Origin of the sequence: Rathayibacter sp. PhB151 (assembly GCF_004366415.1) — a bacterium.
GTDB classification, from domain to species: domain Bacteria; phylum Actinomycetota; class Actinomycetes; order Actinomycetales; family Microbacteriaceae; genus Rathayibacter; species Rathayibacter festucae.
In genome coordinates, this window is sequence record NZ_SOEN01000007.1 from 1,332,467 (window position 1) to 1,343,488 (window position 11,022).

Here is an 11,022-nt window from a genome sequence, read left to right on the forward strand (position 1 = left end):
CGTCGGAGCGACGCTCAGGCCGTTCCTCCGACCGACGCACCGGACGGTCCTCCGACCGGCGCTCAGGCCGCTCCTCGGAACGCCTGACCGGCCGCTCCTCGGAGCGCCGCACCGAGCGCTCCTCGGTCCGCCGCTCCCCGCGCCCCTCGGTCCCCCGGTCGTCCGCCGTCTGCGCCCGCGGCCGCCGCGCGCCCGCGCTCGCCTGGCGCGTCGGCTCCGGCTTCTCCACCGGCGCCTCGCCGCCCTGGCGCGAGATGGTCAGCAGCGCACCCAGCTCGTCGCGGGTCAGGTCGCGCAGGTCGCCCGAGCGCAGCGAGCCCAGGTGCAGCGGGCCGAACTGCCGGCGCACCAGCTCGAGCACCGGATGCCCGACCGCGGCCATCATCCGCCGGACGACGCGGTTGCGCCCGGAGTGCAGCGTGATCTCGACGAGCGACGCGTTCGAGCGCCCCTCGGGCCGGCCGAGCAGCCGCGCCTTGTCGGCCGCGACAGTGCCGTCCTCCAACTCGACGCCGGCGGTCAGCGCCGCGATCGTCTGCGGCAGCACCTGGCCGTGCACCTTCGCGATGTAGGTCTTGGTCACCCCGAACGACGGGTGCGCGAGCACGTTCGCCAGCTCGCCGTCGTTGGTCAGCACCAGGAGCCCCGAGGTTTCGGAGTCGAGGCGGCCGACGTTGAACAGCCGCTCCTCGAAGTTCTGCGTGTAGGTCCGCAGGTCCGGTCGGCCGTTCTCGTCCGACAGCGAGCTGACGACGCCGACCGGCTTGTTCAGCATCACATAGCGGCGCGAGGTGTCCAGCTGCACGGCGACGCCGTCGACCTCGATCCGGTCGTTCTCCGGGTCGATGCGGCGGCCGAGCTCGCTCGCGACCTCGCCGTTCACGCGGATCCGCCGCGCGACGATCATCTCCTCGACGACGCGGCGGGAGGCGACCCCCGCGGCCGCGAGGACCTTCTGCAGTCGTTCGCCCTCGGGCAATTCAGGCGCGCTCATCGAATCCGTTCCGTCCGTCGCTCAGTAGGGGGGAGATCTTCGGCAGCTCGTCGAGCGAGGCGAGGCCGAGATGGACGAGCAATTGCTCGGTGGTGCCGTAGAGGACCGCGCCGGTCTCGGGGTCGCTGCCGACCTCCGCGATCAGGCCGCGGCCGAGGAGGGTGCGCGCGACGGAGTCGACGTTGACCGCGCGGATCTGCGCGACCTGGCCGCGCGAGATCGGCTGCTTGTAGGCGATCACCGCGAGCGTCTCGAGGGCGGCCTGCGACAGCTTGGTCGGGTTCTGGGTCAGCACGAAGTCCGAGACGACGGAGTCGTACTCGCGCCGGACGTAGACCCGCCAGCCCCCGCCGACCTCGCGCAGCTCGAAGCCGCGGCGGATGCCGCCGTCCGCGCCGTCGAAGTCGGCGGCGAGCCGCTCGACCGACTGCCGGACGACCGGGATCGGCCGGGAGAGCGCCGTGGCGAGCGCGGCGAGCGACTGCGGCTCGTCCGCGATCATCAGGATCGCCTCGACGGCGCGGTCGATCTCGAACGCGACGGTGCCGGGACCGGCGACGGTCGTGGAGTCGGTGCTCGTGGGCTCACTGGTCATAGTCGGCCCCCAGGTGCGCGAGGTTCGCGTCCGACCAGTTCTCCGCCACCCACTGCAGGGTCAGCTCGCCGAGCGGCTCCGGCTGCTCGAACGCGATCGCGGCGTGCCGGTAGAGCTCGAGCACCGCGATGAAGCGCGCCACGATCACGCCCTTCTCGTCCGCATCGGCGACGAGCTCGCGGAAGGTCGCCGTCGTCCGCTCGCGCAGCACGGCCACGATGTACGCGGCCTGCTCGCGGATGCTGATCAGCGGCGCGTGCAGGTGGTCGAGCCCCACGGTCGGGATCTCGCGCGGCGCGAGCGCGAAGGCGGCGAGCGCCGCGAAGTCCTCGGGCGAGAGCGTCCAGACCAGCTCCGGCTTCTTCGCGCGGAACTCCTCCTCGAGCGGCACCTGGCGCGCGTGCCGGCCGGTCTCGGCGTCGATCCGCTCGGCGAACCACGCCGACACCTGCTTGAAGGCGCGGTACTGCAGGAGCCGGGCGAAGAGCAGGTCGCGCGCCTCGAGCATCGCCGCGTCCTCCGCGTCGACCAGCTCGCCCTGCGGCAGGAGCCCGGCGATCTTGAGGTCGAGCAGGGTCGCCGCGACGACCAGGAACTCCGAGGCGCGGTCGAGCCCCTCGGCCGTGTCGATGCCGTGCAGATAGGAGAGGAACTCGTCCGTCACCGCGCTCAGCGCGATCTCGGTGATGTCGACCTGCTGCTTCGCGATCAGGCTCAGCAGGAGGTCGAAGGGCCCCTCGAAGTTCGACAGCGCGACGGTGAAGCCGCGGGAGACGGGGGCGGTGTCCGCCTCCTGGTCGAGCAGGAGCGCCTCAGGCGACCGCGCCACGCGAGATCAGCTCCCTGGCGAGCTTGCGGTACGCCTTCGCCGCGTTGTGCTCCGGCGCGAACGTGGTGATCGGCACCCCCGACACGCTCGCGTCGGGGAACTTCACCGTGCGCCCGATCACGGTCTCGAGCACGCTGTCGCCGAAGGCGTCGACCACCCGGTCGAGCACCTCGCGCGAGTGCAGCGTGCGCGAGTCGTACATGGTCGGCAGGATGCCGTCAAGCTCGATCACCGGGTTCAGCCGATCGCGGACCTTGTCGATCGTCTCGATCAGGAGCGCGACGCCGCGCAGGGCGAAGAACTCGCACTCGAGCGGGATGAGCACGCCGTGGCTCGCGGTGAGCGCGTTCACGGTGAGCAGGCCCAGCGACGGCTGGCAGTCGATCAGGATCACGTCGTAGTCCGCGCTGACCTTGCGCAGCACGCGGGCGAGGATCGTCTCGCGGGCGACCTCGTTGACGAGGTGCACCTCCGCGGCCGAGAGGTCGATGTTCGCGGGGATGATGTCGAGGCCGGGGACGCGGGTCGGACGGATCGCCTCGCTCGGGTCCTTGACGGTGCCGAGCAGCAGGTCGTAGATCGTGATCGCGTCGTAGGTGGCGACGCCGAGCCCGGCGGACAGCGCGCCCTGCGGGTCGAAGTCGATGGCCAGCACGCGGCGGCCGTACTCGGCGAGCGTCGCGCCCAGGTTGATGGTCGTCGTCGTCTTGCCGACGCCGCCCTTCTGGTTGCAGAGCGAGATGATGCGCGCGGGCCCGTGCCCGGTCAGCTCCACCGGGAGCGGGAAGTCGCGCAGGGGCCGGCCGGTCGGGCCGAGCGTCGGGGCTTCGAGACCGGTGAGCTCGGCCTTGTCGTCCGTCTTGCGTGTCACCTGCGTCGCCTCGCTTCCCGTGTCGGCGTGCGCTCCCGCGCGGCCTCCGTCGAGTGTACCGGCGACCCCGTCGTCGTCCCCGCCGCCGCCCCGGCGTCCGTCGATCTCGAGCGCGCCTGCTGGTCGAGCAGCCGCAGCGGCCCCCTCCATGCTGGTCGAGTAGCCGCGCAACGGCGTATCGAGACCCGCCCCCTTCGAACGCCGGATCTCGATACGCCCGCTCCGCGGGCTACTCGATCACCATGAACCGACCCGCCCCGTCAGCGCCGCGCCCGCGGGTGCGCCGTCGTGTACACGTCGCGCAGCGTGTCCGCCGTCACCAGCGTGTAGATCTGCGTCGTCGCCACCGAGGCGTGACCGAGCAGCTCCTGCACCACCCGCACGTCCGCCCCGCCCGCGAGCAGGTGCGTCGCGAAGGAGTGCCGGAACGTGTGCGGCGAGATCTCGCGGTCGAGCCCCGCCTTCTCCGCGACCGCGCGGATGACCAGCCACGCGCTCTGCCGCGACAGCCGGCTCCCGCGCACCCCGAGGAACAGCGCCGGCGTCGGCCGCCCGCGTCGCGACAGCTCGGGCCGCGCCCGCACCAGGTAGTCCTGCACCGCCTCGCGCGCGAAGCTCCCGAGCGGCACCATCCTCTGCTTCGAGCCCTTGCCGGTCAGCCGCACTACCTCCGAGTCGAAGACGTCGTCGACGCTCAGGTCCACCGCCTCCGAGATGCGCGCGCCGGTGGCGTAGAGCAGCTCCAGCAGCGCCCGGTCGCGCAGCTCGGACAGCTCCTCGCCTCGGGCCGCCTCGAGCAGCGACGCCATCTGCTCGACCGTGATCGCCTTGGGCAGCGTCATCGGCAGCTTGGGCGGCAGCACGTCGTGGGCGACGTCGTCGGCGACGTGCCCCTCCTCGAGCGCGAAGCGGTGCAGCCCGCGCACACTCGAGAGGATGCGCGCCCGCGAGCTCGCCGCGAGCGGCCGCTCGGCCCGAGCCGCGAGCCAGGAGGCGAAGTCCCCCACGTCCGAGCGGCGGAGCGTCGCGAGATCGGTGACCCCGCGCTCCTCGAGCCAGCCGAGGTACAGCCCCAGATCGCGCCGGTACGCGGCGATCGTGTGCGCTGAGAGTCCGCGCTCGACGCTCGCCTGCCGGAGGAAGGCGTCGGCGATCGCGGGCGGGGTCACCCCCGGCGGACCCGCGGGTGCCGCGTCCACGGCGAGGAGGCGTCGCCGAGCCCGGCCCAGCCGCGCGCGCGGAAGGCGTGCGCCGCGAGCACCGCGAGGCACAGCGACGGGTTCTGCACCCGGCGTGCGAGCACGGCGTCGACGGCCTCGTCGAGCGCGACCCAGCGCAGCTCCATGTCGGCCTCCTCCGCCTCGCGCTCGAAGGCGGCATCGGTGGCGGAGAGATCCCGCGCCAGGTAGATGCGGATCACCTCGTCGCTGCCGCCGGGCGAGGTCGCGAACTCCGAGAGCAGGTCCCAGCGGCCGGCCCGCAGGTCGGTCTCCTCCCCCAGCTCGCGCTGCGCGGCGACGAGGGCGTCCTCTCCCTCGATGTCGAGGAGGCCGGCCGGGATCTCCCACTCGCGGGTGCGCACGGGGTGGCGGTACTGCTTGATCAACGCGACGCGGTCCTCGTCGTCCAGCGCGAGCACCGCGACGGCGCCCGTGTGGTCGAGGAACTCGCGGCGCAGCTCGCCGTCGCCGTAGCGGAAGGTCTCGGCGCGGACGCCCCAGACCATGCCGTCGAAGACGCGCTCGCTGGTGAGGATCTCGGGCTCGACGAGCTCGTCCGAGAGCAGGACGTCAGAGGCCGGCGCGTCCGAGGGCAGCTCGGTCGCGTCAGTCATCGGAGCCGGCCTCCGACGCCGGGAACAGCCGCGACGCCTCCTGGCGCTCGAGCGCCGCGGTCACGAGCCCCTTGAACAGCGGGTGCGCGTTGTTCGGCCGCGAGCGCAGCTCGGGGTGCGCCTGCGTGCCGACGTAGAACGGGTGCTTCTCCCGCGGAAGCTCGACGTACTCGACGAGGCTGCCGTCCGGCGACGTCCCCGAGAACCAGAGGCCGGCCTCGGCGATGCGGTCGCGGTAGCCGTTGTTCACCTCGTAGCGGTGGCGGTGGCGCTCCGCCGCCTGCGGCGCTCCGTAGACCTCCGCGACGATCGAGCCCTCGGCGAGATCGGCCGTGTAGAGACCCAGGCGCATCGTGCCGCCCATGTCGCCGGCGGCGAGGATCTCGACCTGCTCGGCCATCGTCGCGATGACGGGGAACTCGGTCTCCGGGTCGAACTCGGAGGACGATGCGCCCTCGAGCCCGGCCTCGTTGCGCGCGTACTCGATCACCATGCACTGCAGCCCCAGGCACAGCCCCAGGGTGGGGATGCCGTTCTCCCGGGCGAAGCGCAGCGCGCCGAGCTTGCCCTCGATGCCGCGGATGCCGAAGCCGCCGGGGACGCAGATGCCGTCGAGCTCGGAGAGCGCCTTCGCGGCCGCCTCCGGGTCCTCGAGTCCGTCGGACGCGATCCAGCGCAGGACGACCTTGGTCTGCTGCGCGAAGCCGCCGGCCCGCAGCGCCTCGGTGACCGAGAGGTACGCGTCGGGCAGGTCGATGTACTTGCCGACCAGGCCGATGGTCACCTCGTGCTTGGGCTCGTGCACGGCCTCGAGCAGCTGCGACCAGCCGTCCCAGACGACCTCGCCGGCCGACAGGTCGAGCTGGTCGATGATGTAGGAGTCGAGCCCCTGCTCGTTGAGCATCGAGGGGATCTCGTAGATCGACGCGACGTCCTTCGCGTTGACGACGGCCTGCTCGTCGACGTCGCACATCAGCGCGATCTTGCGCTTGTTCGACTCCGACACCGGCCGGTCGCTGCGCAGCACGAGCGCGTCCGGCTGGATGCCGATCGAGCGCAGCGCGGCGACGGAGTGCTGGGTCGGCTTGGTCTTCTGCTCACCGGACGCCCCCATGAACGGCACGAGCGACACGTGGACGAAGAAGACGTTGCGGCGGCCGAGCTCGTGGCGCACCTGGCGGGCCGACTCGATGAAGGGCTGCGACTCGATGTCGCCGACAGTGCCGCCGATCTCGGTGATGATCACGTCGGGCTGCGGGTCGTCCTCGGCCTGCAGGCGCATGCGGCGCTTGATCTCGTCGGTGATGTGCGGGATGACCTGGACCGTGTCGCCGAGGTACTCGCCGGCCCGCTCGCGGGCGATCACCCGGGAGTAGATCTGACCGGTGGTGACGTTCGCCGCCTGGTTCAGGTTGATGTCGAGGAAACGCTCGTAGTGCCCGATGTCGAGGTCGGTCTCCGCGCCGTCGTCGGTCACGAAGACCTCGCCGTGCTGGAACGGGTTCATCGTCCCGGGATCGACATTGAGGTACGGGTCGAGCTTCTGCATCACGACGCGCAGTCCGCGCGCGGTGAGCAGGTTGCCGAGGCTGGCGGCCGTCAGGCCCTTGCCGAGCGAGGAGACGACCCCGCCCGTGACGAAGATGTGCTTCGTGACCTTCGCAGGGGCGGTGTCGCGCCCGGCCGCAGAAGTGTCGGAAGAAGAAGAGGAAAGGCCCGAGTTCGAATTGTCCACCACGGGGTTCCACCGTAACAGCAGAACCGGCCCCGGGCGCCGCCCCCGCCGATTTCGCACCGGTCGGGGGGCGACGCACCGCGTGCGGTCAGCGCCGGCGGCTCGACTCGAGCAGCTCGCGCGCGTGCGCCAGGGCGTTCTCGGAATCCGTCAGCCCGGAGAGCAGGCGTGCCATCTCGGACACCCGCTGCTCGGGATCCAGCTGGGTCACCGCGCTCGAGGTGACCGAGCCGTCCGAGCCCTTCTCGACCCGCAGGTGATTGGTCGCGAAGGCCGCGACCTGGGCCAGGTGCGTCACCACGATGACCTGGGACGTCTCGGCGAGGCGCGCGAGCCGACGACCGATCTCGATCGCCGCCGCACCGCCGACGCCTGCATCGACCTCGTCGAAGACGAACGTCGGCACCGGGTCCTTGGCCGCAACGACCACCTCGATCGCGAGCATCACCCGCGAGAGCTCTCCCCCGGAGGCGCCCTTCGCGAGCGCGCGCGGAGTGGCCCCGGTGTGCGGCTGCAGCAGCATCTCCACCGTGTCGCGTCCGTGCACCGTCGGCTCGCTCGCGCTGCCGACCTGCACGTGCAGACGCGCATCGGCCATGGCCAGCGCGGTCAGCTCGTCGCTCACCCGCGCGCCCAGCTCGACGGCGGCCGCGGTGCGCAGCTCGGTCAGCCGGTCGGCGAGCCGCTCGACCAGATCGGCATCGGCGGCGGTGTCGGCCTCGAGGGCTGCGATCCGCTCGTCGTCGCCGTCGAGCTCGAGCAGTCGCAGACCGGAGGAGTCGACGAGGTCGAGCACGTCGTCGAGGGTCGGCCCGTAGGTGCGCGCGAGCGCGGAGAGCTCCGCCCGGCGGTTCTCGATCAGCTCGAGGTCGTGCGCGCCGTCGAGGTCGAGCTCGGCGAGGTAGGAGGAGAGGCCGGCCGCGACGTCGCCGAGCAGCACCGACGCCTCACCGAGGGTCTGAGTCAGCGGCTCGAGCGCCGCGTCGTGCTCCGCGGCGCGCTCGAGCACCCGGCGGGCGATCTCGACGAGACCGAGGGCGTCGCGGCCGTCGAGCTCCTCCGAGGACACGGCCTCGCGGGCCTCCCCCGCGGCGATGCGCAGCTGCTCGATGCTGCCGAGCCGCTCGGACTGCGTCGAGAGCTCGACGTCCTCGCCGCGCTGCGGAGCGACCACCTCGATCTCGGCGAGCGCACTGCGGAGTCGCTCCGCCTCGCGTGCCCGCGACTCGCGCGCCGTGGTCAGCTCGTCGAGCTCCTCGCGGTTCGCCCGCCAGCGCTCGAAGGCGCTCGCGTAGTCGCGCAGGGCCTCCCCCAGCTCGGGCCCGCCGAAGCGGTCGAGCGCGTCGCGCTGCGCGGCCGCCGAGCGGAGCCGGATCTGGTCCGACTGCCCGTGCACCACGACGAGCTGATCGGCCAGCTCGCTGAGCACGCTGACCGGAGCACTGCGGCCGCCGACGACGGCGCGGCCGCGCCCCTCGGCCGAGACCGAGCGGGCGAGCAGCAGCTCGGGGCCGTCGAGGTCGCCGCCGGCGTCGTGGACGCGATCCGCGACCGCGCCCTCCTCGGGCACGAGCCAGCGGCCCGACACCCAGGCCTGCTTGCTGCCGGAGCGGACGGCGGACGCGTCGGAGCGCGCGCCGAGCACGAGGCCCAGCGCGGTCACGACCATGGTCTTGCCCGCACCGGTCTCACCGGTGACGGCGGTGAATCCCGGTCCGAGCGGGAGGGTCGCCTCGGCGATGACGCCGAGGTCGCGGATCTGCAGCTCCTCGAGCATGCGGCTACTCCGTCTCCGCCGACCCCCGCCATCCGCGGATGGGGAGACCGAACTTCTGCACCAGGCGATCGGTGAACGGGGCGTCGTGCAGGCGCGCGAAGCGCACCGGCACGGGCGAACGCCGGAAGACGACCCGGGCGCCGGGCGGCAGCTCGTAGGTGCGGCGGCCGTCGGCCCAGAGCACGCCGACGCCGTCGGTGCGCTCCTTCACCTCGACGGCGAGGCTGGAGTCCGGCCCCACGACGAGCGGGCGGGCGAACAGGGCGTGCGCACTGAGCGGCACGAGCAGCATCGCCTCGAGCGTGGGCCAGACGACGGGACCGCCGCCTGAGAAGGCGTAAGCGGTCGAGCCGGTGGGCGTCGAGACGACGATGCCGTCGCAGCCGAAGCTGGAGAGCGGGCGGCCGTCGACGCCGACCATCACCTCGAGCATCCGCTCGCGGCTGCCCTTCTCGACGGTCGCCTCGTTGAGCGCCCAGGTCTCGTAGACGACGGCGTCGTCGATCTTGACGCGCACCTGCAGCGTCATCCGCTCCTCGACGGCGTAGTCGCCGTCGAGTGCGCGCGCGACCGCGTCGTCGAGGTCGTCGCGCTCGCTCTCGGCGAGGAAGCCGACATGGCCGAGGTTCACTCCGAGCAGCGGCGCCGTGCCGGTCCGGACGATCTCGGCCGCGCGCAGGATCGTGCCGTCGCCGCCGAGAACGAAGACCAGCTCGATCTCCCCAAGGGTGACGTCGGCGCCGAGCACCGCCACGTCGCTCAGCTCAGGAGCGGTACGGACGATGTCGCCCTTGTCGTCGGCGCAGAGCACGGGCCGGGCTCCGGACCCGCGGAGGCGTCCGACCACGAGGATCGCCGCTTCGAGGGAGTCCGCCCGTCCGGTGTGGGCAATGACGAGGATGTTGCGCTCGCCAGGAGGGGACTGCATCGAGTGGGTGTCCTTCGGGTCGATCGACGGCGGCGGACACGATCGCGTCACCCGAGGGTGAGCGCGGTGACCGCGTCCCTCCATTCTGTCGGAATCGTTCCGCGGTCGCGGTGGAGGTGCACCAGATACTCCTGATTCCCAGCGCCACCCGGGAGCGGCGAGGCGATCAGACCGGCCACTCCGAGTCCCGCGTCCCAGGCGGACCAGAGCACGTCCGAGAGTGCCTCGCGCCGGAGCTCCGGATCGCGGACGATGCCCTCCTTGATGCCGAGTCGCCCCACCTCGAACTGCGGCTTGACCAGGACGACGAAGTCGGCGCTCGGCGCGACGGAGGCGGCGACGGCCGGCAGCACCATCGACAGGGAGATGAAGGAGACGTCGGCGACGACCAGGTCCGGTACGTCATCCGTTCGAGAGGCCGCTGCGAGCGAGCTCGCCGTCATCTCCCGGGCGTTGAAGCCCTCGACGACGCGCACTCGCTCCTCGGAGCGGATCCGAGGAGCCAGCTGCCCGTGACCGACGTCGAGCGCGATCACCGACGCGACTCCGCGTTCCAGGAGGACCTGGGAGAACCCGCCCGTGGAGGCGCCGACATCCAGGGCGTTCGCGCCGTCGACTCGCACGGTGGGGAAGGCGTCCAGGGCGGCGATCAGCTTGTGCGCCGCCCGGCTGACGTAGTGGTCCAGCGAGGCGACGGCGACCTCCTGCTCGGGCCGCACTCGGATCGACGGTTTGAGCGCCGGCGCACCGTCCACGGTGACCACGCCGTCGGCGATCATGCGCGCCGCATGCACTCGGGAGCGGGCGATGCCTCGCGTGGCGAGTGCGGTGTCGAGCCGCTGATCCTCGGAGTCGGTCATCGAGCGGAGTCACCACCCTCGAGCCGGACCCGGAGCTGCTCCTGCAGTTCCGCATAGGCGGCCGCCCGCGATGCCAGGGGCGACTGCTCGATGTCGTCGAGGCGATCGCCGAGCTCGACACTCTCGCTTCCGGACGTGCGGTCCTCGGACATCGTCACTCCTCACGGTGCCGCGTCGAGCGGCTAGCGGCTCTCGTGGAGAACCTCTGGTTAAACAGCGATGGCCACCCATTTCTGGGTGGCCATCGTGAATTGGTGTCCGGCGGTGTCCTACTCTCCCACAGGGTCCCCCCTGCAGTACCATCGGCGCTGAGAGTCTTAGCTTCCGGGTTCGGAATGTGACCGGGCGTTTCCCTCTCGCTATGGCCGCCGTAACCCTCTCAGACACACCCACCAGCCGAAGGCGTGGTGGTGGTCAAATCTGGGTCACACGTCATGCGTGTGTTCAGTTGTCCGCCCCGAAGGTGCGGTGTGCAGATCGTGTCTTTGCGAACACGACCCGCGGTATGGAGCCCGTATTCTGGGAACCACAAAGTGGACGCAAGCAATCTCTGACCACTCCTACCAGCCTTTACAACGGTATGAGTGTAGTGATTATCA

The 11,022-nt window shown here is 71.6% G+C and carries 10 protein-coding genes, 1 rRNA gene and 1 pseudogene; all 12 read right to left on the reverse strand.

Going from position 1 to position 11,022, the window contains the following annotated elements; genetic code table 11:
- Window positions 1-244: 244 nt before the first annotated feature.
- Window positions 245-994, reverse strand: a pseudogene (locus EDF35_RS21255) (pseudouridine synthase); the annotation flags it as partial.
- Entirely contained in the window at window positions 981-1,589 is a 609-nt protein-coding gene (scpB, locus tag EDF35_RS13730) for an SMC-Scp complex subunit ScpB (protein ID WP_133962686.1), read from the reverse strand. The gene scpB and the pseudogene EDF35_RS21255, both read right to left, overlap by 14 nt.
- Complete coding sequence (locus EDF35_RS13735) at window positions 1,579-2,418, reverse strand: ScpA family protein (protein ID WP_133962687.1); 840 nt, start codon at window positions 2,416-2,418, stop codon at window positions 1,579-1,581. The genes scpB and EDF35_RS13735 overlap by 11 nt, the downstream gene beginning before the upstream one ends.
- Window positions 2,402-3,289: a ParA family protein gene (locus EDF35_RS13740; RefSeq protein WP_123446039.1), complete on the reverse strand. Its 888-nt coding sequence runs from the start codon at window positions 3,287-3,289 to the stop codon at window positions 2,402-2,404. Before EDF35_RS13740 ends, EDF35_RS13735 begins: the two co-directional genes overlap by 17 nt.
- A 260-nt stretch (window positions 3,290-3,549) precedes the next feature.
- Window positions 3,550-4,458: a site-specific tyrosine recombinase XerD gene (gene xerD, locus EDF35_RS13745; protein WP_133962688.1), complete on the reverse strand. Its 909-nt coding sequence runs from the start codon at window positions 4,456-4,458 to the stop codon at window positions 3,550-3,552.
- Window positions 4,455-5,123, reverse strand: coding sequence for an NUDIX hydrolase (locus EDF35_RS13750; protein WP_133962689.1), 669 nt, complete (start codon window positions 5,121-5,123; stop codon window positions 4,455-4,457). Before EDF35_RS13750 ends, xerD begins: the two co-directional genes overlap by 4 nt.
- The gene (locus tag EDF35_RS13755; protein WP_123446037.1) at window positions 5,116-6,861 is read right to left on the reverse strand and encodes a CTP synthase; all 1,746 of its coding nucleotides are present in this window, start codon (window positions 6,859-6,861) and stop codon (window positions 5,116-5,118) included. The genes EDF35_RS13750 and EDF35_RS13755 overlap by 8 nt, the downstream gene beginning before the upstream one ends.
- Before the next feature lie 85 nt (window positions 6,862-6,946).
- Window positions 6,947-8,635: a DNA repair protein RecN gene (gene recN / locus EDF35_RS13760; protein ID WP_133962690.1), complete on the reverse strand. Its 1,689-nt coding sequence runs from the start codon at window positions 8,633-8,635 to the stop codon at window positions 6,947-6,949.
- Window positions 8,636-8,639: 4 nt separating this feature from the next.
- Complete coding sequence (locus EDF35_RS13765; RefSeq protein ID WP_133962691.1) at window positions 8,640-9,563, reverse strand: NAD kinase; 924 nt, start codon at window positions 9,561-9,563, stop codon at window positions 8,640-8,642.
- Window positions 9,564-9,610: 47 nt separating this feature from the next.
- Window positions 9,611-10,423: a TlyA family RNA methyltransferase gene (locus EDF35_RS13770; RefSeq protein WP_133962692.1), complete on the reverse strand. Its 813-nt coding sequence runs from the start codon at window positions 10,421-10,423 to the stop codon at window positions 9,611-9,613.
- A complete protein-coding gene (locus EDF35_RS20850; RefSeq protein ID WP_166674108.1) occupies window positions 10,420-10,575 on the reverse strand; it encodes a hypothetical protein in 156 nt (51 codons plus the stop codon). The genes EDF35_RS13770 and EDF35_RS20850 overlap by 4 nt, the downstream gene beginning before the upstream one ends.
- A gap of 104 nt (window positions 10,576-10,679) precedes the next feature.
- Window positions 10,680-10,796, reverse strand: a 5S ribosomal RNA gene (gene rrf / locus EDF35_RS13775).
- Between the last annotated feature and the right edge of the window lie 226 nt (window positions 10,797-11,022).

Bases quoted from the DNA above. Each gene is read 5' to 3' on its own strand.
- scpB (WP_133962686.1), bottom strand. From the start codon at position 1,589: ATGACCAGTGAGCCCACGAGCACCGACTCCACGACCGTCGCCGGTCCC.
- EDF35_RS13750 (WP_133962689.1), bottom strand. From the start codon at position 5,123: ATGACTGACGCGACCGAGCTGCCCTCGGACGCGCCGGCCTCTGACGTC.
- recN (WP_133962690.1), bottom strand. From the start codon at position 8,635: ATGCTCGAGGAGCTGCAGATCCGCGACCTCGGCGTCATCGCCGAGGCG.
- EDF35_RS13765 (WP_133962691.1), bottom strand. From the start codon at position 9,563: ATGCAGTCCCCTCCTGGCGAGCGCAACATCCTCGTCATTGCCCACACC.
- EDF35_RS13770 (WP_133962692.1), bottom strand. From the start codon at position 10,423: ATGACCGACTCCGAGGATCAGCGGCTCGACACCGCACTCGCCACGCGA.
- EDF35_RS20850 (WP_166674108.1), bottom strand. From the start codon at position 10,575: ATGTCCGAGGACCGCACGTCCGGAAGCGAGAGTGTCGAGCTCGGCGAT.